The sequence below is a fragment of the Curtobacterium sp. GC_Cur_3 genome (genome assembly GCF_026544205.1).
GTDB lineage: Bacteria > Actinomycetota > Actinomycetes > Actinomycetales > Microbacteriaceae > Curtobacterium.
In genome coordinates, this window is the sequence record NZ_JALNUI010000022.1 from 21,229 (window position 1) to 43,823 (window position 22,595).

General features: G+C 72.1%; 22 protein-coding genes and 1 tRNA gene. 9 read left to right on the forward strand and 14 right to left on the reverse strand.

The features are described from left to right. The first annotated feature begins 6 nt into the window (after positions 1-6). Entirely contained in the window at positions 7-312 is a 306-nt protein-coding gene (locus tag OXR63_RS12605) for a hypothetical protein (protein WP_267423725.1), read from the forward strand. Positions 313-501: 189 nt separating this feature from the next. Here OXR63_RS12605 and OXR63_RS12610 read toward each other — a convergent pair whose 3' ends face one another. From OXR63_RS12610 to OXR63_RS12630, 5 genes are all read right to left on the reverse strand, one after another. Then, complete coding sequence (locus tag OXR63_RS12610) at positions 502-714, reverse strand: SCO4848 family membrane protein (RefSeq protein WP_071271390.1); 213 nt, start codon at positions 712-714, stop codon at positions 502-504. A gap of 161 nt (positions 715-875) precedes the next feature. Next, positions 876-1,802, reverse strand: coding sequence for a hypothetical protein (locus OXR63_RS12615; protein ID WP_267423729.1), 927 nt, complete (start codon positions 1,800-1,802; stop codon positions 876-878). A gap of 13 nt (positions 1,803-1,815) precedes the next feature. After that, on the reverse strand, positions 1,816-2,277 hold the full coding sequence (locus OXR63_RS12620; RefSeq protein ID WP_267423731.1) for an ImmA/IrrE family metallo-endopeptidase: 462 nt from the start codon (positions 2,275-2,277) through the stop codon (positions 1,816-1,818). Beyond that, complete coding sequence (locus tag OXR63_RS12625) at positions 2,274-2,714, reverse strand: hypothetical protein (protein ID WP_267423733.1); 441 nt, start codon at positions 2,712-2,714, stop codon at positions 2,274-2,276. Before OXR63_RS12625 ends, OXR63_RS12620 begins: the two co-directional genes overlap by 4 nt. A gap of 59 nt (positions 2,715-2,773) precedes the next feature. Beyond that, positions 2,774-2,846 (reverse strand) — tRNA-Lys (locus OXR63_RS12630). Positions 2,847-2,959: 113 nt separating this feature from the next. On the opposite strand from OXR63_RS12630, the gene bcp reads away from it, so the two are divergent. After that, a complete protein-coding gene (gene bcp, locus OXR63_RS12635) occupies positions 2,960-3,430 on the forward strand; it encodes a thioredoxin-dependent thiol peroxidase (protein WP_267423735.1) in 471 nt (156 codons plus the stop codon). 82 nt (positions 3,431-3,512) lie between these two features. Here the strand turns inward: bcp and OXR63_RS12640 are convergent, their stop codons facing one another. After that, a complete protein-coding gene (locus OXR63_RS12640; protein ID WP_267423737.1) occupies positions 3,513-3,935 on the reverse strand; it encodes a hypothetical protein in 423 nt (140 codons plus the stop codon). A 264-nt stretch (positions 3,936-4,199) separates the two neighbouring features. Between OXR63_RS12640 and OXR63_RS12645 the strand changes: the two genes are divergently transcribed. Beyond that, the gene (locus OXR63_RS12645) at positions 4,200-4,448 is read left to right on the forward strand and encodes a WhiB family transcriptional regulator (RefSeq protein WP_017888820.1); all 249 of its coding nucleotides are present in this window, start codon (positions 4,200-4,202) and stop codon (positions 4,446-4,448) included. Between the two features lie 261 nt (positions 4,449-4,709). On the opposite strand, the gene OXR63_RS12650 is transcribed toward OXR63_RS12645, so the two are convergent. Beyond that, a complete protein-coding gene (locus OXR63_RS12650) occupies positions 4,710-6,209 on the reverse strand; it encodes a sensor histidine kinase (RefSeq protein WP_194661920.1) in 1,500 nt (499 codons plus the stop codon). A gap of 119 nt (positions 6,210-6,328) precedes the next feature. Between OXR63_RS12650 and OXR63_RS12655 the strand changes: the two genes are divergently transcribed. Next, complete coding sequence (locus tag OXR63_RS12655; RefSeq protein ID WP_267423785.1) at positions 6,329-6,862, forward strand: Rv3235 family protein; 534 nt, start codon at positions 6,329-6,331, stop codon at positions 6,860-6,862. Positions 6,863-6,952: 90 nt separating this feature from the next. On the opposite strand, the gene secA is transcribed toward OXR63_RS12655, so the two are convergent. The 6 genes from secA to mtrA all read right to left on the reverse strand — a co-directional run bounded on the left by secA (position 6,953) and on the right by mtrA (position 15,625). After that, positions 6,953-9,733: a preprotein translocase subunit SecA gene (secA, locus tag OXR63_RS12660; RefSeq protein WP_267423787.1), complete on the reverse strand. Its 2,781-nt coding sequence runs from the start codon at positions 9,731-9,733 to the stop codon at positions 6,953-6,955. Positions 9,734-9,890: 157 nt separating this feature from the next. Then, positions 9,891-10,607: a ribosome hibernation-promoting factor, HPF/YfiA family gene (hpf, locus tag OXR63_RS12665; protein ID WP_267423789.1), complete on the reverse strand. Its 717-nt coding sequence runs from the start codon at positions 10,605-10,607 to the stop codon at positions 9,891-9,893. Between the two features lie 166 nt (positions 10,608-10,773). After that, positions 10,774-11,436 (reverse strand): ComF family protein, encoded by a 663-nt coding sequence (locus OXR63_RS12670; protein ID WP_267423791.1) that lies wholly within the window; start codon positions 11,434-11,436, stop codon positions 10,774-10,776. A gap of 129 nt (positions 11,437-11,565) precedes the next feature. Next, the gene (locus OXR63_RS12675; RefSeq protein ID WP_267423793.1) at positions 11,566-13,287 is read right to left on the reverse strand and encodes an LpqB family beta-propeller domain-containing protein; all 1,722 of its coding nucleotides are present in this window, start codon (positions 13,285-13,287) and stop codon (positions 11,566-11,568) included. Beyond that, a complete protein-coding gene (gene mtrB, locus OXR63_RS12680) occupies positions 13,284-14,945 on the reverse strand; it encodes an MtrAB system histidine kinase MtrB (protein ID WP_267423795.1) in 1,662 nt (553 codons plus the stop codon). Before mtrB ends, OXR63_RS12675 begins: the two co-directional genes overlap by 4 nt. Positions 14,946-14,950: 5 nt before the next feature. Beyond that, positions 14,951-15,625: an MtrAB system response regulator MtrA gene (mtrA, locus tag OXR63_RS12685; protein ID WP_071271417.1), complete on the reverse strand. Its 675-nt coding sequence runs from the start codon at positions 15,623-15,625 to the stop codon at positions 14,951-14,953. A 336-nt stretch (positions 15,626-15,961) separates the two neighbouring features. On the opposite strand from mtrA, the gene OXR63_RS12690 reads away from it, so the two are divergent. Genes OXR63_RS12690 through OXR63_RS12710 form a run of 5 tightly spaced genes read left to right on the forward strand, consistent with a single transcriptional unit; the run spans position 15,962 to position 21,402 of the window. Further along, entirely contained in the window at positions 15,962-17,170 is a 1,209-nt protein-coding gene (locus OXR63_RS12690; protein ID WP_267423798.1) for a glycerophosphoryl diester phosphodiesterase membrane domain-containing protein, read from the forward strand. Further along, on the forward strand, positions 17,167-17,808 hold the full coding sequence (locus OXR63_RS12695; RefSeq protein WP_267423800.1) for a DUF4129 domain-containing protein: 642 nt from the start codon (positions 17,167-17,169) through the stop codon (positions 17,806-17,808). The genes OXR63_RS12690 and OXR63_RS12695 overlap by 4 nt, the downstream gene beginning before the upstream one ends. Continuing rightward, positions 17,805-19,079 (forward strand): DUF4350 domain-containing protein, encoded by a 1,275-nt coding sequence (locus tag OXR63_RS12700; protein ID WP_267423801.1) that lies wholly within the window; start codon positions 17,805-17,807, stop codon positions 19,077-19,079. The genes OXR63_RS12695 and OXR63_RS12700 overlap by 4 nt, the downstream gene beginning before the upstream one ends. Then, the gene (locus OXR63_RS12705) at positions 19,076-20,071 is read left to right on the forward strand and encodes an AAA family ATPase (RefSeq protein ID WP_267423802.1); all 996 of its coding nucleotides are present in this window, start codon (positions 19,076-19,078) and stop codon (positions 20,069-20,071) included. The genes OXR63_RS12700 and OXR63_RS12705 overlap by 4 nt, the downstream gene beginning before the upstream one ends. Then, a complete protein-coding gene (locus OXR63_RS12710; RefSeq protein ID WP_267423804.1) occupies positions 20,071-21,402 on the forward strand; it encodes a DUF58 domain-containing protein in 1,332 nt (443 codons plus the stop codon). Before OXR63_RS12705 ends, OXR63_RS12710 begins: the two co-directional genes overlap by 1 nt. Positions 21,403-21,499: 97 nt before the next feature. Here OXR63_RS12710 and OXR63_RS12715 read toward each other — a convergent pair whose 3' ends face one another. Beyond that, entirely contained in the window at positions 21,500-22,495 is a 996-nt protein-coding gene (locus OXR63_RS12715) for a stage II sporulation protein M (protein ID WP_267423806.1), read from the reverse strand. Between the last annotated feature and the right edge of the window lie 100 nt (positions 22,496-22,595).

Below are 22,595 nucleotides of genomic sequence, written 5' to 3' on the forward strand. Positions count from 1 at the left end.
CAGCGGGTGCCGGACCTCTCTGCTTCCCCGACGCTCGACCTCCAGCTCTCGTGGCGTGGCACCTTCGGCCGCGTCCGCGTGTTCCCGGACCGGGTGCACGCCGAGACGAGCTACGAGCGCGACGGGCTGACGGCGGTGCCGATGGAGCACGTGCAGGGCTGGCGCATCGAGCCGTGCGACTTCGACGCCGTCTGCGTGGAGTTCATGACCCCCGAGGACACCTACCGCGTGCTCCTCGACACCTCCGACCGGGGCGTCGCGGCCCTGGCGCTGCAGCGCGTCCTCGGCGAACCGGCTCCGACCGAGTCCTGACGCACCACGACCGGACCAGTCAGTCGACCGCGGTCGTCATGGTCGCACCGGAACCGGCGAACGCGCCTGCAGCGGTGGACGCGGCCGCCCACGGCCTGGAGGCTCGTGGCGGGCTGGCAGCGAGCCTCCCGTCCGGTGGTCCGCCGGGCGGGCGGCACACCAGCCGTCACCGGCGGGGCGGGAGCGGCGTCAGACGAGCAGCAGGATCCCGGCGACGATCGAGGCGGCCGTGATCGCCAGGGCGATCAGCAGCAGGACCAGGTGCACCCGGTAGAAGGTCGTCGGGCGGCCGGCGGCGTCACGGGCCCGGGTGTCCTTCGCGACCCGCTGGAAGAAGCGGGGCCAGGCGACCAGGTTGAACAGGGCACCGATGAACAGGACGACTGCGGCGAAGACGAGCACCGGAGGAGTCTACCGAGGCGGTCCGTGCTGATCAGGACCGGGGTGCTCGGCCGCCCCCAACGCGGCCGAGTCCCACCGGCGATCGCCACACGATGTGTAGCAATGGCTACGAACATACACGGCGTGGCGTCCGGCGTCGACCCGTGCCCGGTCCGGACGGTTCAGGAGGCGTCGAGCGCGGACTCGGCCCGGGCGAGGGCGGTCCGCTCGTGGTCGTCGAGCGTGGACCGGGAACTGCGGACGCCGTCGTTGATCTCGACGATCAGCCGACTGAGCCGGGTGGCGGGGTCGGCGGTGGCCGGGTACGCGTTGTCGCTGCCCATGCGGGCGTGCAGGGGCGTGAGGGACGCGATCGCGGACTCCACGGCACGGGCACGCCGCGCACGGGCGGTCCGGTGCCCGACCACGAGCAGGAGCATGCCCGACGCGACGCAGAGGACCGCGCCCGGGGTGGCGACGTCGTACGGCAGCGCGAGCCGGCGGGTGAGGGCCACGTTCCCGAGCACGTGCGCGAGGTCCATCACGACGACGACCACCATCCGCACGACCCCGGCCACCCCGCCCAGCACGAGCACCCAGAGCCCGACGAGGTCCGTGCGCGTGCGGGCCTCCCGGACGTGGAGCACGCAGATCCACCCGGTCGCGGCGAGGGCGACCCCGAGGTAGACCGTCTGCGCGATCGAGTAGACCGCCGCTGCCGGCTCGGCCCCGGCGACGAGCATGAAGGTCGTCGTGGTCGGGGGCTTGTCCAGGACGACGAACGCCGTGACGATGACGACCCCGACCACGGCGCAGGACACGGTGATCGCGGTCCGCAGCCACCGACTGTCGGCACCGACGGCCTTCGCGACGCCCCAGAGCAGCGTGCTCGTGCCGGCGATCATCAGGCAGTCGCTGACCACCGTCACGACGTTCCGACCACCGACGAGCGGGTCGAGCCACCGGTAGAGCGGGTCGACGTTCGTCACGATCGTGGCGGAGAACAGCAGGAACGTCACCGCGAGGGTGCGGTCCTGCCCGCGCTGCAGGACGAACAGGACGACGGCGCCCGCGACGAGCAGCACGGCCTGGGCGACGGCGAGGATCATCGCTGGTGGCCGGTCAGCCGAAGACGCCGCGGAAGGCGCTCGGCCGGCTGCGGTGGTCGCGGATGAGCTGGGCGAGGCGGTCGGCGAAGTGCTCGGCCTCCCGCTCGAAGCTGTTCTCGAACAGCCCGCGTGCCATGGCCCGCTCGACCTTGTACCGGGGCAGGTCGGGGATGACGTCCCGGATGTACGCCGACTGCGCCGAGGCGTCCTGGTGGGCGTGCAGCACGTGGCCGAGCTCGTGGCCGATGACGAACGCGCGGAAGGTGCGCGACGGGGACGGCGAGATCATGATGAGGTGCTGGTGTTCGAGGGTGGCGACGAAGCCGCACACGGGCTCGTCCGTCAGGAAGCTCTCCTCACGCACCACGATCGGCTTGCCGACGACCTCCGAGGCCGCACGGACGGCGTCGTCGACGTCCACCCAGCGCTCGTCGTGTCCGCGCTGCCAGAAGGCGTCCACCCGGTCCGTGGTCACGGCAGGATCCCGCGCTGCGACTCCTCCTCGATCACCGCGGCGATCCGGCGGAGGGCGTCGGGTGAGAGCTCGCCGGGGAACGTGCGGGCGGCGAACCCGCTCACCCGGGCCGAGCGGAGCGAGCGGACGAGGGCGAGCTGCGCGCCGATCCGCTCTGGGACCTCGCTGTCCTCGAGCAGGAAGCGCTCGTCGACCTCGAAGAACTCGGCGAGGAGCTGCAGCAGCGCGGTGTCCCGGTTGCGCCGGCCGTCGCCGGAGATCATGTAGGTCCACTTCGCACGGGAGAGCGATCCGCCGTGGGCATCGACCCACTCCTCGATCACGGAGAACGGCACCGGCGAGCCGCGCTGCGACTCCTCGAAGTCGAGCAGCAGGTTGAGCCGGCGTGCGAGTTCGGCGGCGTCGAGCGCGCCGCCCTTCGGTTCGTGTGTGCCCATGCGTCCCGACCCCCTCCGGATACACGAAGACCCCCGCCGGAGCGAGGGTCTCAGTCGTGTGCACCCCCTCGGACTTGAACCGAGAACCCACTGATTAAGAGTCAGTTGCTCTGCCAATTGAGCTAGAGGTGCATGCACTCCACTTGCGAGTGCCGTTCCGGTGTGTGTGCCGCAACGGGAATCAACAATAGCATGGGATTCGCGTGCCCGAGAACACCTCCGGGCACCGACCGAACAGGAGCACCATGACCGACCGTCTCGTCGCCGGCGACACCGCCCCCGACTTCACCCTCCAGGACCAGGACGGCACGGAGCACACCCTCGGGTCCCTGCGTGGACGCAAGGTCATCGTGTACTTCTACCCCGCGGCGTCGACCCCGGGCTGCACGACCGAGGCCTGTGACTTCCGCGACAACATGTCCTCGTTGCAGGCCGCCGGGTACGAGGTCCTCGGCGTGTCGAAGGACGACCTCCCCGCCCTGGCGACCTTCAAGCACGAGCAGGCCCTGACCTTCCCGCTGCTGAGCGACCCGGACCTCGCCGTGCACAAGGCGTACGCGGCCTGGGGCGAGAAGAACAACTACGGCAAGGTCGTCACCGGGACCATCCGGTCGACGATCGTCGTCGACGAGGACGGCGCCGTGCAGCTCCCCCTCTACAACGTGAAGGCGACCGGTCACGTGGCGAGCCTCCGGAAGAAGCTCGGCCTGGTCTGAGCCCACGAACGCACTGGAGGCCCGGTGCCGGTCCCGGGGACCGGCACCGGGCCTCCAGTGCGTTGCAGGCCTGGTCCTGGCGCTACTCGACCGGACGGGCCAACGCGGTCGTCACCGACTTCGACAGCACCAGCGTGATCGCGACGAGCGCGGGCAGGAGCAGCGCCCAGCCCACTGCCGGGACGCGGAACACCCCCTGGAACGCACCGATCGCGAGCGCGCCCTGCAGGACCTGCCACACGACGATGCCGCTGCGCACCCAGGGGCGGCCGCGCCAGAGGCCGACGAGCAGCGACCCGAGCCACAGCGCCGCGATCGCCGCCAGCACCACGAGGGCGATGCCGGACGCCACGCTCGTCGCCGGTGCGACGAGGAGCTCGACGAGCAGCACGACCGTCACGACCGCGACGGCGAGGAACTCGAGCGCGAGGACGATGAGCAGGCCGTACATCGCCCGCGACCGCGGCTCGGGAGCGTCTGGGACGGTCGAGGTGGGGTCAGACACAGAGATCCTCCAGCATTGCAACCCTTGATTTGGTCATATCAGTATGGAACGATGTTCGAGGTCGTTTGGACGGCACGATGTGGTGTGCGTCTCCCGTGGTTCGACGCTCCTCCCCCGAGCGTTCTGCGGGCGTCAGGCTCTCCCCGCGCGGTTTCCTCCCCACAGGATCTTCCCGCGCGTCACATGTGCATGTGCAGAGTCCTCCAGCCCCGAACCACGGCCCCGGCCTGCCGTTCGAGCACTGACATCAAGGAGCACCACCACATGGATTGGCGTGACAAGGCAGCTTGCCTCACCGCAGACCCCGAGCTCTTCTTCCCCGTCGGGAACACCGGGCCCGCGGTGGACCAGATCGAGAAGGCCAAGTCGGTGTGCGCTCGTTGCACGGTGACGGAGATGTGCCTGCAGTACGCACTCGAGAACAACCAGGACTCCGGTGTCTGGGGTGGCCTCAGCGAGGACGAGCGTCGCGCGCTCAAGCGTCGCGCCGCCCGGGCTCGCCGCGCCTCCTGACGCAGCAGCGCTGACGACGACGCCCGTCGTGCCCCTCGGGGTGCGGCGGGCGTCGTCGTGTGCAGGGCGTGCGTGCGGGGGCGTGCGTGCGGGGTCGCCGGTCGGGCGTGGTCGTCTGACGGGCCCGCTCAACACCGGTGTCTTGCAGTCACGCCGCGGGAAGTCGCGGTGCGGTGCCTGAACACCGGTGTCTTGCGGACCCGGACCCGGCTCGGGCACGGCGTGCGGCCGGCGCCGGGCGCCGGGCGCCGGGCGCCGGGGCTAGGCGGCCGCGGTCTCCCAGCGGAACGGGATCGAGATCGTGACCTCGGTGCCGCTGCCGGTGAGCGTGTGCCAGTCGATCGTGCCGCCGAGCTCGCCCTGGATGAGCGTGCGGACGATCTGCGTGCCGAGGCCCGAGCCGACCTTGCCCTCGGGCAGCCCCACGCCGTTGTCGCGGACCTGGATCTCGAGGTGGTCGTCTGAGCGGTGGGCAACGATCTCGACCTCGCCGTCGCGGCCGTCGAGTCCGTGCTCCACGGCGTTCGTCACGAGTTCGGTCAGTCCGAGCGCGAGCGGCGTGGCGGCCTCGGACGGGAGGACGCCGAACTCCCCCGTCTTCTTCGGGTGCACGGTGGTGTTGTGGGAGGCCGCGACCTCGGTCACGAGCTTGAGCACGGAGTCGAAGACCTCGTCGAAGTCGACGTTCTGACTGAGGCCGGTCGACAGCGTGTCGTGCACGACGGCGATCGCCGCCACGCGCCGCATCGCGTTCTGCAGGGACGTCTTGGCCTCTTCCGAGTGCGTGCGACGCGCCTGGATGCGCAGGAGCGACGCCACCGTCTGCAGGTTGTTCTTCACGCGGTGGTGGATCTCGCGGATCGTCGCGTCCTTGGTGATGAGCTCGCGTTCCTGGTGCCGCATCTCGGTGACGTCACGGCAGAGCACGACCGCGCCGATCCGCTCGCCGTGGTCCCGCAGCGGGATCGACCGCAGGGTCACGGCGACACCGTTCGACTCGATGTCCGCGCGCCACGGGGCTCGCCCGGTGACGACGAGCGGCAGGGACTCGTCGACGTCCAGCTGGGCGCCGAGGAGCTCGGTGGTGACCTCGGCGAGGGACTTCCGCTCGAGTTCGCCCTCGAAGCCCATCCGGTTGAAGGCGCTGAGGCCGTTCGGGCTGGCGAACGTGACGATGCCGTTCGTGTCGAGGCGGAGCAGGCCGTCGCTCGCACGGGGTGCACCACGGCGGGGGCCGGCCGGGGCGCCGAGGTCCGGGAAGTCGCCCGTCGCGATCATGCCGAACAGGTCGTTCGCGCTCGCGGTGAAGTTGAGCTCCTGGCGGCTCGGCGTGCGCATCTCGTCCTGGTTGGAGTGACGCGTGACGACGGCGATGGGCCGGTCGGTCGTCTGCTTGCTCTTCGCGCTGAGGCGGCGGAGCACGGGGATGGCGCGGACCCGGGTCGGGGTGTCCTCGTACCAGTCCGGCTCGGCGGAGTCGACGACACGGGCGGACGCGAAGCTCTCGGTGACCTGCTCGCGCCACTCCTCGCGGATCTCCTGCCCGACGATGTCGCGGTAGAACAGCGTGGCGGCGGACGACGGACGCGCGTGGGCGACGGCCACGAAGGAACCGTCCTCGGCCGTCGGCACCCAGAGCACCATGTCGGCGAACGACAGGTCCGAGAGGAGCTGCCAGTCCCCCACCAGCAGGTGGAGCCACTCCACGTCCGCTTCGGAGGATCGGCCTTGTGCGAGGACGAGATCACTGAGGGTCGACACCCGACCAGTCTAGGGTCCGGCGACTTGTGGACAGATTGTCGCCCTCCACAGCCCCTACTGCTCGTTATGTTGCATTTCGCATTCCCCATACGCTCTGCCCACCAACGAAAGGGGCCGGGGTGGCGCGGGAAGCACGACGGATCGACGACGATCCGCAGGACGACACGGGACCGGGAGACACGGTGGTCGCGCAGGACGGGACAGCGCTCCGCGTGGAGGCCGAGGGTCAGGAGTCCGCCACGGCGCTGGTGCCGCGACCGAGCGGGTCCGACGGGCCGGACAGCGCCGGCGGCTCGGTACCGGGGCCCCCGCCGCTCCCGGACCCGGCAGAGACCGCGCAGGCGCTGGCCCTGTGCGTCGCCGAGATCCTCACCGGCGCTCGGGACGTCGAGAGCATCGCCCGGTGGATCACGGACGACGTGCAGCGGCACCTCCACCAGCGAGCCGCGTACGCCGCCCGGGCACGGTCGGCCTCCCCGCACCGGAACCGACGGCCCTCGATCCGCGTCGGGAACGTCGTGGTGAGCCGCCCGCGGGACGGCGTGGCCGAGGCGAGCGTGGTGGTCCACACCCGCAGCCGCGCCCGAGCGGTCGCGATCCGGCTCGAGGAGCGCGCCGGGCGGTGGCGCGCCACCGCGATCGGGATGCTCTGACCGCCGCGATCCCGTCTGGACGGACCACGGACAGACGGGAGGCCCGGTGCCAGCTGGCACCGAGCCTCCCGTCTGCGGAGATGGTCGGGACTAGCCCTTCTTGGCAGCCTGACGACGGTCGGCACGGTTCGTCGCCGCTGCCTGACCGGTCGCCGTGGCAGCCGAGCCGAAGGCCGAGCCCTTCTCGGGCACGATCTCGGCTTCTTCCTCCGCCTGGGCCTGCTGAGCCAGCGCGGTGGCGGCCTGCTCGAGGTGCCCGCGTTCGTCGCGGACCTCGACCTCGCCGTCGATCGACGGCGCGGAGAACTCGAGGCCGGCGACCTCTTCCTCGTCGAGGCCCTTGGCCTCGATGACCGCGTTCTCGCCGTCCGACTGGACCTGCACCTCGAGGTTGAACAGGAAGCCGACCGACTCCTCCCGGATCTGCCCCATCATCGTCTGGAACAGGGCGTAGCCCTCGCGCTGGTACTCGACCAGCGGGTCACGCTGCGCCATGGCACGGAGGCCGATGCCGTCCTTGAGGTAGTCCATCTCGTAGAGGTGGTCACGCCAGCGACGGTCGACCACCGAGAGGACGACGCGACGCTCGAGCTCACGCATCGCCTCTTCGCCGAGGGTCTCCTCGCGCTTGGCGTAGGCGAGCTGGGCGTCGGAGAGGATCTCGCGGCCGAGGAACTCCCGCGTCGCCTTGCCCTTCGAGCCGGCCTCGGTGATGATCTCGTCGATCGTGATCGAGATCGGGAACAGCGTGCCGAGCTCCGTCCACATCGCATCGAGGTCCCAGTCGTCCGGGGAGCCCTCGCCGGTGTGGGTGTCGATGACGTCGTCCACGACGTTCTTCAGGAAGTTCTGGGTGCGGTCGTGGAGGTCGTCGCCCTCGAGGATGTGGCGGCGGTCGCTGTAGATGGCCTCGCGCTGCCGGTTGAGGACGTCGTCGTACTTGAGGACGTTCTTGCGGATCTCGGCGTTCCGGCCCTCGACCTGCGACTGGGCAGAACGGATCGCACGGCCGACGAGCTTGTTCTCGATGGCCAGGTCGTCCGGGACGTTCGACCGACCCATCAGGCTCTCGGCGGCACCGGAGTTGAACAGGCGCATCAGGTCGTCGGTCAGCGACAGGTAGAAGCGGCTCTCGCCCGGGTCACCCTGACGGCCGGAACGACCACGCAGCTGGTTGTCGATGCGGCGGGACTCGTGGCGCTCGGTGCCGAGGACGTACAGGCCGCCGACCGCACGGACCTTGTCGCCCTCTTCCTCGACGATCGCCTTCGTGTTCGCGAAGACCTCGTCCCAGGCGGACTCGTACTCGTCGGGGGTCTCGGTGGGCGAGAGGCCCTTCGTGTGCATCTCCTGCACGGCGAGGAACTCCGAGTTGCCACCGAGCATGATGTCGGTGCCGCGGCCGGCCATGTTCGTGGCGACCGTGACGGCGCCGAAGCGACCGGCCTGGGCGACGATGGCGGCCTCTCGCGCGTGGTTCTTCGCGTTGAGGACCTCGTGCTTGACGCCCTTCTTCGCGAGGAGCTTGGAGAGGTACTCCGACTTCTCGACGCTGGTGGTGCCGACGAGGACGGGCTGCCCCTTCTCGTGGCGCTCCTCGATGTCGTTGGCGACCTGCTCGAACTTGGCCTTCTCGTTCTTGTAGACGAGGTCGGTCTGGTCGATGCGCTGCATCGGCTTGTTCGTCGGGATGGCGACGACGCCGAGCTTGTACGTCGACATGAACTCGGCGGCTTCGGTCTCCGCGGTGCCGGTCATGCCGGAGAGCTTCTGGTACAGGCGGAAGTAGTTCTGCAGCGTGACGGTCGCGAGGGTCTGGTTCTCGGCCTTGACCTCGACGCCCTCCTTGGCCTCGATCGCCTGGTGGATGCCCTCGTTGTAGCGACGGCCCATCAGGATGCGGCCGGTGTGCTCGTCGACGATGAGCACCTCGCCGTTCATCACGACGTAGTCCTTGTCGCGCTTGAACAGCGAGTCCGCCTTGATGGCGTTGTTGAGGAAGGAGATCAGCGGGGTGTTCGCCGACTCGTAGAGGTTGTCGATGCCGAGGTAGTCCTCGACCTTCTCGATGCCGGGCTCGAGCACGCCGACGGTGCGCTTCTTCTCGTCGACCTCGAAGTCCTCGCCGGCCGTGAGGCGCTTGGCGATCGAGGCGAACTCGGTGAACCAGCGGTTGGCCTCGCCGGAGGACGGGCCCGAGATGATGAGCGGCGTGCGGGCCTCGTCGATGAGGATGGAGTCCACCTCGTCGACGATGGCGAAGAAGTGGCCGCGCTGCACCATGTCGACGGCCTGCCACGCCATGTTGTCGCGCAGGTAGTCGAAGCCGAACTCGTTGTTCGTGCCGTAGGTGATGTCGGCGGCGTACTGCTCGCGCCGCTCGGCAGGCGACTGGTTCGCGACGATGCAGCCCGTCGTCATGCCGAGGGCACGGAACACGCGGCCCATGAGCTCGGACTGGTACGACGCCAGGAAGTCGTTCACGGTGATGACGTGGACGCCGCGCGACGGGATCGCGTTGAGGTACGCCGCGGTCGTCGCGACGAGGGTCTTGCCCTCACCGGTCTTCATCTCGGCGATGTTGCCGAGGTGGAGCGCCGCGCCACCCATGAGCTGCACGTCGAAGTGCCGCATGCCGAGGGTGCGCTTCGAGGCCTCACGCACCGCGGCGAAGGCCTCCGGCAGGAGGTCGTCGAGCGTCTCGCCGTTCGCGTAGCGCTCGCGCAGCTCCTTGGTCTCGTCCTGGAGCTCCTCGTCGCTGAGGCTCGCGAAGTCGTCCTCGAGGTCGTTGATCGCGGAGGCGTACGCCTTCAGTCGTCGGAGGGTGCGTCCTTCACCGACGCGGAGGACCTTCTCCAGCACGTTTGCCACGTGAACTCCTTACGGTTCGTCGCGCGCGGTCGGCGCGTCCGAACAGCCAGTCATGCTAGCAACCCGCCCGAGCCCTGTGCTGTGAGGAACGCCGACAGAACACAGGTGTGCGCGGCCCCCGAACGGGCCGCGCACACCGGGGTGGTCCCTCGGACGCTCAGGCGAGCGCGGCCGCGGGCTCCGTCTGCGTGGCGTCGTCGGCCGCTGCGTCGGTGCTGGCGGCGTCGGTGCCGTCGAGTCCGATCACGCCGTAGTCCCAGCCCTTGCGCCGATAGACGACGCTCGGACGGTGGGTCTCCGCGTCGACGAACAGGTAGAAGTCGTGTCCGACGAGCTCCATGAAGTAGAGCGCGTCGTCGACGGTCATCGGCTCGGCGGTGAAGACCTTCTCGCGGATGACGACGGGCGAGTAGACCTCGTCCTCTTCCTCGTGGGGCTCCTCGGTCACGACCGGGATCGCCCCGGTGGCGACGTCCTCGATGAGCTTGCCGTCGGCCGGCACGACGTCCATGCCGTCGAACGCGGACCCTGCCGCCTCGGCGACGGAGGTCGGGCGGTGACGACCGCGGTGCACCTTGCGGCGGTCACGGGCCCGGCGGAGACGCTCCATGATCCGGGCGAAGGCGAGGTCGAACGCCGCGTACTTGTCCGACGCGGCGGACTCGGCCCGCACGAGGGGTCCCGGGCCGATGAGCGTCAGTTCGACGCGGTCCTCACCCTGACCGCCCCCGCTCTTCTCGTTGTGTCGGCTGATCCGCACCTCGAAGGCGAGTGCGCGATCGGCGAGCACGTCGATCTTGTCGGACTTCTGCTCGACGTAGGTACGGAATCGGTCGGTGACCCCGACGTTCCGGCCTGTGATCGTCACGTCCATGGCGGCTCCCATCGCTGAGTCGGCGCGTCACCTGCTTCCGGCGAACTCCGACGCCTTGCCAGGGACGCTAGACCCGCCGGTGGACCCGTGTCACCGGGAGCGGGCGCGTCGTGCCGGACACCCACCGGATGCACAGAGGACACCGGGCGTTCACCCGAGGTCGTCGTCATGCCTCGACGCTCGCCGTCGCGACGCACCGCACCACCCGGCCCCCGGCGGCCCGGACGGCGCGGACGGCCTCGGCCATCGTCACGCCGGTCGTGACGACGTCGTCGACGAGGACGACGGCCCGGCCCTCCACCCGGACGGCGCGGAGCGTGCCGACCGTGGCGGCGACCCGTTCCAGGGCCGTGCGCTCCTTCTGGCCGGCACCGGCACGCAGCCGACTCGCGGGCGCAGGGACACGGCGCAACCGCCCCGTCCCCCGGACCCCGCCGCGCGCGAGCAGGAGCACCACGGTGTCGAAGCCCCGCCGACGGCGACCGCGGGGAGACGGCGGGACCCGGAGGACGACCGTGCCCGGAGGTGCGTCGGCGAGCGCCTGACGCACCAGCGCGGCGGTCCGGTGACCGAGCGGGCCGGCGACGTCGACACGGCCGCGCAGCTTGAGCTCGAGGAGCAGGGTGCGGACGAGGCCCTCGTACTCGAAGGCGGCGTCGAGGCGCACCCCGCCGACGAGCCGGACCCGCTGCGGCCGTTCGTCGAGCGCGGCACGGCAGGACCGGCAGAGGGCGCGGTCGGGCGCGTCGCAGCCGAGACAGGCGACGGGGAGGAACAGGGCGAGGACGGCGACGAGTGCGTCGCGCCAGGGGTGTGGAGCCGGGGTCATGGGGCGATCCTCGCGGCGGGAGGGCGCCGGGCGGGGGCCGTCGTCGGGGACGGTGGAGGGCCTCCCGGCCGGGGCGCCTGTGGAGGAACGGCGAGCGCCGCACGACCGGACGCGCCGACCGGGACTCCGTCAGCGCTGGACGCCGAGCACCGACGCCGAGACCCCGGTGCGGTCCCACCCGCCGCCGGTGGACTGCACGACCTGGCCGTCCCGCATCCGCAGGAGCAACGAGTGCGCGCTGCCACCGACGATCTGCGTCGCCTCGTCCTCCGGCCGCTGGAGGGCCGTTGACTGCCCGCCGATGGTGGCGCGGACGACGCTCGGGCCGCTCGTCGTCTGCCCGAGCGAGGCGACGTCGAGGTCGCTCACCCACGTGGCTCCGAGTGCCTCGCCGTCGGCGGACTGGAGCCGCACCGGCGCTCCGAGTGCCGTCGGGGAGCGGTCCGAGTCGCGGATGATCGCCATCACGTAGAGCGCGGCTCCGGCACCGGTGTCCACGAGGGCGAGGGCCCTGGTGGAGTCGCGGGACACCTGGAAGGAGACCAGGTCGCCGTCCGGCAGCGTCGACGCGACCGCGTGGGAGTCGCCGGCGAAGCCGTAGGCCGTGATCTTCCTGGTGTCCTTCGCGGTCCCCACCCACACGAAGCCCGCGTCGTCCACGGACGGGTCGACGAACCCGTCCCCGGCGACGATGCGCAGCGGCCGTTTGCCGTTCTTGATCGTCCACACGCCGTCCGCGTTGCCGAACGCGGCGTCCGAGCCGGAGGCGGTCAGCGACAGCGACGTCGGGTCGAGGCGGCTGATCGCGGTCCCGAGGCCGTTGCCGAGCGCGGAGACGTCGCCGCTGCCGGGCGTGGCGAACCCGACGGTGCCGCCGTCCACGACGAGGGGGCGCGGGTCGACGTCGGGGTCCACGACGGCGCTCGTGCCGCTCGAGTCCGGCACCGAGAAGCTGGCTCCCTCGATGGTCATCGTGATCGAGGAGATGGTCGCGACCGTCGACAGGGACCGGGCCAGCTGCTCCCGCATCCGCACCTTGTCGACGGTGGTGGCCCGGAGCGCGTCGCTCGACAGGTCCACCTGGGCGCTGCCGTTGTCGACCGTGACGGCGTTCAGCGAGAGCTGCGTGCCCTCGGGGAACGAGGACACCACGGCGCCCTTCAGCCAGTCGGCCGGTCCGGCGAGCAGGGCGCTCACGATCCGGGTGCTCGTGGAGGAGCGAGCCAGGAACCAGCGCTCGTCGGGGACGAGGAAGCGGTAGGTGGGGTCGTAGAAGTACAGCGCGTGCGCCTGGAACACCTGCTCGAAGCTGACCGGCGTCAGGATGATCCCGTCGGGCGCGTAGCTGATGCGCCACTCGCCGTCCTCCTTGACGAACTGGAAGGTCAGCGTGGACGAGGTGGGGCGGACCGCCTGGGTGTACTCGCCGTCGCTGTCGACGGTCGCGCTCGCCGTCAGCGTGTACGTGAGCTCGCGGGTGCCGGTGCGGTCGACGTCGCCGGCGCCCTGCCGGACGGTGACGCTCTGGCGCGGGTTCCACTTCTGCGCGAAGGAGCCGCTGAGGAACTCGCGGGCGATGGCGTAGTTGTCCTGGGCGCCGGTCGCGGCCTCGATGAACTGCTGGAGGATCGTGTCCTGCGCCGAGCCCTTCTCCGGTCCGCTCGGGCGGTAGTCGACGCCGGACACGGTGTCGTCCTTGAGGTCCTGGCCGCTCCGCACCGGACCGCCGGTGGGGATGGCGGCGCAGGCGGTGAGCGCGACGAGGGTCAGCGTGGCGAGCGCGACGGCGAGCAGCCCGCGGGGCGTGCGTCGCCGCGGGCCGCGTGGTGTGATCGCGGTGGTCCTGGTCATCGGGTGCCTCCTCCGCGTGGGCCGTCGTAGTGCTCGTCGAGTTCGGGGAGCGGGATGGCCGACGTGGCCGTGGCCTCCTGCCCGCGACGTGGGACGGTGAGCACGAACGCCGACCCCTCGCCCGGTCGGGACCACACGTCGATGCGGCCACCGTGCAGGTTCGCGTCGCCGAGGCTGATCGCCAGGCCGAGGCCCGTGCCGCCGATGGTGCGCTTGCGGCTGGGGTCCGCACGCCAGAACCGGTCGAACACCCGGGCGGTGTCCTCCGGGGGCATCCCGACGCCGTGGTCCCGCACGGCGATCGCGACGGTCCTGGCGTCGCTGTCGACGACGACGTGCACGGGCTTGCCGTCCCCGTGCTCGACGGCGTTGCCGACGAGGTTGCGCAGGATCCGTCGGATGCGCCGGCCGTCGAGCTGCATGGTGGTGTGGCCGCCGGGGGTCGCGAGGACGAGATCGACGCCGGCGCGCTCGGCGAGCGGTCGGAACTCGTCGACGATGTCGGCGGTCAGCGACGCCGGCACGACGGGCTCCGTCTCGAGCTCGACGGCCTGCGCGTCGTAGCGGGAGATCTCGAGGAGGTCGGACAGGAGCAGCTCGAAGCGGTCGATCTGGTCGTGGAGGAGCTCGGCGGAGCGTCCGACGGCGGGTTCGAAGGCGTGCCGGGCGTCGTAGAGCACGTCACCGGCGAGGCGGATCGTGGTGAGCGGCGTGCGCAGCTCGTGGGAGACGTCGGAGACGAAGCGCTGCTGTACCCGGGAGAGCTCGGCGAGCTGGGTGATCTGCCGGCTGACGGCGTCCGCCATCCCGTTGAAGCTCCGCGCGAGGGTGGCGACGTCGTCCTGCCCCTTCACCGGGATGCGTTCGTCGAGCCGTCCGGAGGCGATCTTCCGGCTCGTCTCCGCCGCACCGCGGATCGGCACCACGACGAGCCGGACGACGAGCGACGTGACCAGGGCGATGAGCACGATGAGCGCGACACCACCGATCGAGAGCGTCTGCGACACGAAGTCGAGGGTCTGCTGGGCGTCGGAGAGGTCGTAGACCAGGTAGAGCTCGTACTGGCCGGCGCTCGGGATCTGCAGCGTCGACCCGACGGCGAGTCCCGGCTGTCGGCGGCCGTCGTCGTCGAGGCGCACGGCCTGCAGGCTGAGCTTGCCGCTGTTCTTCGCCACCTCTTTGCGGAGCTCGTCGGTGATGACGGCGTCCGGGAAGTCCTGGCTGGCGAGGTTCTGCAGCGTCTGCGGACCCGAGGACCTGGGCGACCGCTCGATCGCGATGCTCGTGCCGCCGGGGCTCGTCGTATTCGACAGGATCGCGCGCTGCGCCTCGTTCTGCAGGGTCTCGAGCTCGGACTGGTTGTTGTCCTCGGCCGCGGTGGCCGCGTCGAAGATGCCCTGCGCGACGTTCGTGGCCCTGGCCGACTCGGCCTCGATCTGGTCGCGACGCTGCGAGTAGACGTTGCTCGAGATGCTCAGCATCACCGCGGTGCCGATGATCGCGACGGCGAGTCCGGTGGTGGTGACCGTGATGGCCACCGACCGGAACATCAGCGAGCGCCGCCAGAAGAACGCGATGCCCCGCCAGCCCCGCCTGGCCCACGCCCGGAGCCGTCGACGCGCCCGCGACAGGGACGGCTGCCCGGACGAGCTGGGCACGGTGCTCAGGCTCCCCCGGCGCGGTAGCCGACGCCGCGGACGGTGGTCACGATGCGCGGCGCGTCGGGGTCGTGCTCGATCTTCGCGCGGAGCCGCTGCACGTGGACGTTCACCAGGCGGGTGTCGGCCTTGTAGTGGTAGCCCCACACCTGCTCGAGCAGCATCTCGCGCGTGAAGACCTGGTTCGGCTTCTCGGCGAGGGCCCGCAGCAGGTCGAACTCGAGCGGGGTCAGTGCGATCACGGCGTCGCCGCGTCGGACCTCGTGGCCGGGGACGTCGACGACCAGGTCGCCGACGTGCAGCACCGTCGCGTCGGAGGCGGTCGGCCGCAGGCGGGTGCGGATGCGGGCGACGAGCTCCTTCGGGTTGAAGGGCTTCACCACGTAGTCGTCGGCGCCGTTCTCGAGGCCGGCGACGACGTCGGACGTGTCGCCCTTCGCGGTGAGCATGATGATCGGCGTGCCGCTCTCGGCGCGGATCCGGCGGCACACCTCGATGCCGTCGATGCCCGGGAGCATGACGTCGAGGAGCACGAGGTCGGGCTTCGTCGCGTGGAAGGCCTCGACGGCGTCGTTGCCGTCACCGCTGAACTCGGGCTCGTAGCCCTCGGCGCGGAGGACGATGCCGATCATCTCGGCGAGGGCCTGGTCGTCGTCGACGACGAGGATGCGCGGTGTCATGTGATGTGGACTCCGGGTGGCGTACGGAGGTGCCCGGGCAGGCACCGTCCGCTCACGATAGCCGAGCCCCCGTCACGCGGGGTTTTCCGCCAGGATGGGGAGGTCCGCGTGTTCCCCGCGCGGCCGACGTGAGGGGGCGGTCCGATGGCCGGCGATGGATGGCAGACACCAGGGGCGGGCGGGGCCCCTGCCGGTGGGCAGCAGTCCGGTGGGCAGCAGTCGGGTGGGCAGCAGGGTCCTCAGCCAGGAGGCTCCCGGTACGCCGCCACGCCGCCACCGTCTCCGACGCCCCCGCCTCCAGGACACGGGTCCGGTCCGACACCGCCGTCGCGTCCGGTGATCCCGCTGCGCCCGCTCGGCCTCGGTGACGTGCTGGCCGGCGCGTTCACGGTGTTCCGCCGGAACGCGCGCGTCCTGCTCCTCTGGAGCCTGCTGCTCTCCGGCGTGCTCGGACTGGCCTCCACCGTCGCGACGACGCTCGGGCAGCGGTCGCTGCAGGAGCGGATGCTCTCGGCGATCGGCACCGGGACGGGGACCGGGACCGGCTCCGACGCCGACGCGATCGCCGCGGGCTCGGTGACGCTGTACCTCCTGCTCGCGGTCGGGGTGCCGTTCCTGGCGTTCCTGGCACGCGGGTTCCTCGTCGCCCCGGTCGCGGTCGACACCGGGCAGCGGGTGCTCGGCCGGCGCGGCACGTTCCGCGGGCTCTGGGCGCTCCTCGAGGGTCGTCGGTTGTCGGTGCTGTGGTGGATGCTCCTGCAGCTCGCCGCCGGCGCGGTGATCGGTGCGGTGTTCGTGGTCGTGCTGATCGGCTTCTTCGGGGCACTCGGTGCGACGGACACGGCCATCGGCGGGTTCTTCCTGGCGCTCCTCGGGCTCGGGCTCGTCTTCGGGCTGCTCGTGGCGTTCTTCACCACCCGGTTCGCGTTCACGGTGCCGACCATCGCGCTCGAGGGCCGCGGGGTCTTCTCCGCCGCCGCGCAGTCCTGGCGCCTGACCCGCGGGGCCTTCTGGCGGACCTTCGGCATCCTGCTCCTCGTGCAGATCGCCTTCAGCATCGTGGCCGGCATCGCGAGCACGCCGCTCACCCTCGGCGTCTCGCTGTTCTCGGGCGTGTTCGACCCGCTCGGGCAGACGACGGGGCGCCCCGGGAGCCTGTCGGCCGGGGCCGTCGTCGCACTCGTGGTCGGCAGCCTCCTGACGATCGCCGTGCAGTGCATCACGGACGTCCTGAGCGCCTCGGTGACCACCTTCCTGTCGATCGACCGCCGCATCCGGACAGAAGCGCTCGACCAGCGCATCGCCGCACACCTGGAGACCGGCCAGCCGGCGGACCCGTTCGCCCCCGCGCAGCCCGTCGCCGAGCGCCCGTGGCCGCAGCAGCCGCAGCAGCCGTGGGGACCGCCGCCCCCGCCGTGGGGACCGCAGCCGCCGCTGGGCCAGCAGCCACCGCAGTGGGGTGGCCAGCAGCAGCAGCCACCGCAGTGGGGTGGCCAGCAGCAACCGCCGCAGTGGGGTCCGTCACGACCGGACGGGCGGGGATGACGAGCGTCGACCCCGACCAGGCCCGACGGCTCCTCGAACGGGAGCTCGAGCGCGGCGAGTACAGCGACGCCCACGTGACCTGGTGGGACCGGGCATCGCGGGACCTCCTCGAGTGGTTCGGCTCGCTCCGTCCCGGCGGCGTCGGTGGTGTCGGACTCGACCGCACGCTGCTCGTCGTGGCGATCGTGGTGCTCGTCGCGGTGGTCGTGCTCGTCGTCGTGTCGCGCGGGCTGCCACGGCGCCGCGCCCGGCTCCGGGCCGACGACGTGCGCGGGGTCCTCGACGACGACGACCTGCGCCCGGCCGCCGCCATCGCCGAGGCCGCCCGCGCCGCCATGCGCGCCGGGGACTGGTCGACCGCCGTGCTCGAGGGCTACCGGGCCGTGGCCCGTGGTCTCGGTGAGCGCGACCTCGTCCCCGACGTGCCCGGTGCGACCGCCGGGGCGATCGCGGCCCGGGCTTCCCGGCCGTTCCCGACGTTCAGCGACGACCTGCACCGAGCAGCGACGACGTTCGACGCCGTGCGGTACCTCGGGCTCGACACCGACGAGGCCGCGGCGCGCCAGGTCCTCGACACCGAGCACCGGCTCCGCACGGCCCGACCGACCCGCACGGACGTCCCGGCGGTGCCCGCGTGAGCGCCACCGCCACCGCGCCTACGCGCACCCCGACGCCGACGCCGGACGGCCAGCGCGAGGGTCGGCGGTCCCGCGTCGTGTTCTGGGTCGCCATCGTCCTGGTCGGGCTCCTCCTCGCGGCGGTGACGGCGGCGGTCGGCAGCGGTTCCGGCCCCACCGACACCCCGCTCGATCCCGGGTCGTCGACCGCGAGCGGCTCGAAGGCACTCGTCCGGGTCCTCGAGCAGCGCGGCACCACCGTCGACGTCGTGCGGGACGCCGACCGGATCGACGGCGACGGCACCGTCCTCGTCGACGACTCCGCCGGCGTGCTCTCCGCGGGCGTCGCCCGGCGCATCGCCCGATCCGCGTCGGACGTCGTGCTCGTCACCACCGACCCGGGCGTCCTCGAGTCCTTCCGCGTCCGCGCCGAACCGGCCGGCCCCGTCCGGTCCACCGAGCCGGTCTCGACCGCCGCGTGCGGGATCCCGGCGGCGCGGACGGCGCGGTCGGTCACCCCGACCGGCTCCGGGTACACGGTGCGGGCGTCGGCCGGCACGCGCTGCGCCCCCGACGGCACCGCCAGCGCCCGCGTCTGGGGACTCGTCCGCACGGACACCGCCACGGGCACCGTCACCCTCGTCGGCACCACCGCCGCGTTCCGCAACGACACCGTCACGACCGCAGGGAACGCCTCGCTGGCGCTCGGTCTGCTCGGCGGCGCCGACCACCTGTCCTGGTACGTGCCCCGTGCCGGCAGCACCGACGCCGCACCCTCGCTCGGTGACCTCGCTCCCCCGTGGGTGCCCAGCGCGATCGGCATGCTCGCCGCGGTGGCCGTCGCCGCGGGCGTCTGGCGCGGGCGTCGCCTGGGCCCGCTCGTCGTCGAGTCGATGCCCGTCGTGGTCCGCGCCTCGGAGACGACCGAGGGTCGAGCGCGCCTCTACGCCAGGACCCGCGACCGCACCCACGCGCTCGACACCCTCCGGGTCGCGGCCATCCGACGGGTCGGTCGCACGCTCGGGCTCCCCCGCTCCGCCCACGTCGACGAGGTCGTGCGTCGCGCGGCCGACGCCACCGGCCTGCCGGTCGCGCAGGTCGGCGCCGTGCTCGTCGGGGGACCGACACCCGACGACCGGGCGCTCGTCGACGGCGTGGCCGCGGTCGACGACCTGGAACGCAGCGTCCGGCGAGCCGTCGCCGGGGACGCACCACGCGCCTCCCGGCCGGCCGACCCGACCGCCGCCGCACCCACCGACCTGACCGACCCCCGACCAGGAGGACGACCGTGACCGACCTGCCCACCACCACCGGCGCCACCGGCGCCACGTCGACCGACGAGCTCCGGGAGGCCTTCACCCGCGTCCGCGTCGAGGTCGGCAAAGCCGTCGTCGGACAGGAGGGCGCCGTCTCCGGGATGATCGTCGGGCTGCTGGCGCAGGGCCACGTCCTGCTCGAGGGCGTCCCCGGCGTCGCGAAGACCCTGCTGGTGCGGAGCCTCGCCGCCGCCATGTCGCTCGACACCAAGCGCATCCAGTTCACGCCGGACCTGATGCCCGGGGACGTCACGGGATCGCTCGTGTACGACGCCTCCACCGGGACGTTCCCGTTCCGCGAGGGCCCCGTCTTCACGAACGTGCTGCTCGCCGACGAGGTGAACCGCACGCCCCCGAAGACGCAGTCCGCGCTGCTCGAGGCCATGGAGGAACGCCAGGTCAGCGTCGACGGGTCGCCGAAGCTGCTCCCCGACCCGTTCTTCGTCGCGGCGACGATGAACCCGATCGAGTTCGAGGGCACGTACACGCTCCCGGAGGCCCAGCTCGACCGCTTCCTCATGAAGCTCACCCTGGACATCCCGCCGCGCGACGTCGAGTGGCAGGTGCTCCGCCGACACGCCGACGGGTTCGTCCCGCGGGACGTCCGGTCCGCGGGCATCATGCCGGTCGTCGGAGCGGACGAGGTCCTCGCGGCCCAGCGTGCCGTCCGGGCCGTCGGGGCCCGGGACGACGTGCTCGCGTACATCGTGGACCTCGCCCGTGCGACCCGGCAGGCGCCGTCCGTGCGGGTCGGGGTCAGCCCCCGCGGTGCCACGGCCCTGCTCGCCGCCGCGAAGGCCTGGGCGTGGCTCACCGGCTACGACGGCATCACACCCGACCACGTCCAGGCGATGCTGCTGCCCGTGTGGCGGCACCGCCTGCGGGTCGCAGCGGACGCCGAGCTCGAGGGCGTCGGCGCCGACGGCGTGCTGCAGCAGGTGCTCGAACAGGTGCGGGTGCCGATCTAGTGGCGATCTCCGGCCGGTTCGTCGCGCTCCTCGCCGTCGCGATCGTCCCCACCGTGCTGTTCGGCAGCGGATGGGGCGGTGTCGCGTGGGCCGGTGTCGTCGTGCTCGCCGCGGTGCTGGACGTGGTGCTCGCCGCCGATCTGTGCGCCGTGCGGGTCGAACGGCGGATGCCCCGGCTGGCCCGGCGCGACACGGTCGCCGACGCGACGCTCGTGCTCGCGAACGACGGCCGTCGCCCGCTGCGCGCCGAGGTCCGCGACATGTGGGAGCCCTCCGCCGGCCACGCACCCCGACGGATCTGGATGACCGTCCCCGCCGAGGAGCGCCGCACCGCCAGGATCCGCTTCGCACCGTTCCGGCGCGGACGTCGTCGGAGCGCAGGGGTCGCCCTCCGCGCGTTCGGGCCCCTCGGCCTCGCCGCCCGGCAACGGGTCGTCCCGGCGCCCGCGGAACTCGTCGTGACGCCGCCGTTCCGGTCGCGCCGCCACCTGCCCTCGCGGCTCGCCCGGCTCCGGGAGCTCGACGGCGAGACGACGCTGCAGCTCCGCGGGCACGGCACCGAGTTCGACTCGCTGCGCGACTACGTGCGCGGGGACGACGTCCGCTCGATCGACTGGCGGGCGACGGCGCGGCGGCAGGACCTCGTCGTGCGGACCTGGCGGCCCGAGCGGGACCGACGCGTGATCGTCGTCGTCGACGCCGGGCGTGCCGGGGCCGGGCGGGTCGGGGACGAACCGCGCCTGGACACCTTCATCGAGACCGCCCTGCTCGTCGGCGCCCTCGCCGCGGCCGCCGGGGACCGTGTCGACCTGGTGGTCCTCGACGACCGTCCGCGCGGCCGCGTGCACGGTGCCACGCGGGTCGACGTCGTGCAGCGGTTCGGGGAGACGCTGGCGCTCGCGGAACCGGGACTCGCCGCGACGGACTGGTCCGCGGTGCCGGCGCTGGTGGACGGCGTCACGACGCAGCGGTCCCTCGTGGTGCTGGCGACCAGTCTCGACTCCGTCGGGGCGTCCGCCGACCTGCTCACGGTGCTGCCGGCGCTCGCGCGGCGGCACGCGGTGGTGGTGACGGCCGTGGACGACCCGGCCGTGGCGGCGATGGCGGGGCGTGGCGGCGCCGGACGAGGTGGCGGGCCGGGGGCGAACCTCCCGGTCGGCGGTCGCGACGTCTACCGCCGGGCCGCGGCCGAACGCTCGTTGCTGGACGCTGACGGCGTCGCGGACGTCGCCCGGCGTGCGGGGACCGAGGTGGTGCACGGGGCCCCGGAGCAGGTGCCACCGCTGGTGGCCGACGCGTACCTCCGCGCCAAGGCGGCCGGGAGGCTCTGAGCCGTCCGCCACTGACGTCGTGTCCGGCGCGTCGTGTCCGGCGCGTCACGGCCTGCGTTGATCGGTCAGCACAGGCCGCGGCACACGTCGCTGCGGGTCAGCCGGCGACGATGGCCGAGGCGCCGCGGTCGAACTCCTCCACGTCGCCGCGCTCCCCCGCGCGGTACGCACGACGGCCGAGGACCCACTGGTAGGTCAGGACGGCGGCGAGGGCGAGCATGCCGATCCCGATCTTCACCGGCCACGGCCAGTCCTGACGGGTGACGGTGCCCTCGATGACGCCGGAGAGCAGCAGGGTCAGCACCAGACCGATGGCCACGGCGATGAGCGCGCGGCCGTCCTCGGCGAGGGCCTGCGCCCGCGTGCGCTGCCCGGGAGCGACCCACGACCAGAAGATCATCAGCCCGGCCGCAGCCGCGAGGAACACCGAGTAGAGCTCGAGCTGGCCGTGCGGGGCGATGTAGAGGAAGAAGTCGCCGAGCCGCCCCTGCGAGTGCATGATCGCCCCGGACACGCCGAGGTTCAGCGCGTTCTGCCCGACCGCGGCCGGCACGAACAGGCCCGTGATGCCGAAGGCCACCATCCGCGCGGCCACGAACGCGTTGTTCGTCCACACCTGGGCGGAGAACGCCCCGAGGCCGTGGTCGGAGTAGTAGTCGACGAAGTCCTGGGTGGCGTACTGCCGCAGGGCGGCGTCGGTGCCGAAGGTGGCGACGGCACCCGGTGTCTCGGTGATCCAGACGCCGCTGACGACCGCGATGGCGACCGTGGCGACCGTCACCCAGATCGTCACCCACCGGATCCGGTACAGGGCGGCCGGCAGCTGGAGTGCGAAGAACGCGGTGAGCATCGTCAGCGGGTCGGTGGGGGCGCCGGTGAAGCGGAGCCGGGCGCGGTACAGCCCCAGCGAGAGCCGGTCCCCGGTCGCCGAGCGTGGGGCGACGCCTCGGATGCGGGCGAGGTCGGTCGCGGCGGACTGGTAGCCCGTGACGAGGCGGTCGACGTCCTCGCCGGAGGTCGTGCGGCGCCGGGTCAGGCGGTCGAGCTCGTCCCACTGGTCACGGTGCGTCGCCGAGTACGCGTCCAGGTCCATGCCGTTCCCCTCGTGCCGCGGTGCGCTCCGGCAGGTGCCGGACTCGGTCCGGGTCCGTCCCGGCCTGTGCCGGCCTGTGCCGGCATTCGGTCCGGGTGCG

Excerpts from the sequence above, each read along its gene's own strand:
- mtrA (WP_071271417.1), bottom strand. The coding sequence starts at position 15,625 with ATGACACCGCGCATCCTCGTCGTCGACGACGACCAGGCCCTCGCCGAG.
- bcp (WP_267423735.1), top strand. The coding sequence starts at position 2,960 with ATGACCGACCGTCTCGTCGCCGGCGACACCGCCCCCGACTTCACCCTC.
- OXR63_RS12625 (WP_267423733.1), bottom strand. The coding sequence starts at position 2,714 with ATGGGCACACACGAACCGAAGGGCGGCGCGCTCGACGCCGCCGAACTC.
- OXR63_RS12675 (WP_267423793.1), bottom strand. The coding sequence starts at position 13,287 with ATGACCAGGACCACCGCGATCACACCACGCGGCCCGCGGCGACGCACG.
- OXR63_RS12715 (WP_267423806.1), bottom strand. The coding sequence starts at position 22,495 with ATGGACCTGGACGCGTACTCGGCGACGCACCGTGACCAGTGGGACGAG.
- OXR63_RS12645 (WP_017888820.1), top strand. The coding sequence starts at position 4,200 with ATGGATTGGCGTGACAAGGCAGCTTGCCTCACCGCAGACCCCGAGCTC.
- OXR63_RS12695 (WP_267423800.1), top strand. The coding sequence starts at position 17,167 with ATGACGAGCGTCGACCCCGACCAGGCCCGACGGCTCCTCGAACGGGAG.
- OXR63_RS12670 (WP_267423791.1), bottom strand. The coding sequence starts at position 11,436 with ATGACCCCGGCTCCACACCCCTGGCGCGACGCACTCGTCGCCGTCCTC.
- OXR63_RS12615 (WP_267423729.1), bottom strand. The coding sequence starts at position 1,802 with ATGATCCTCGCCGTCGCCCAGGCCGTGCTGCTCGTCGCGGGCGCCGTC.
- hpf (WP_267423789.1), bottom strand. The coding sequence starts at position 10,607 with ATGGACGTGACGATCACAGGCCGGAACGTCGGGGTCACCGACCGATTC.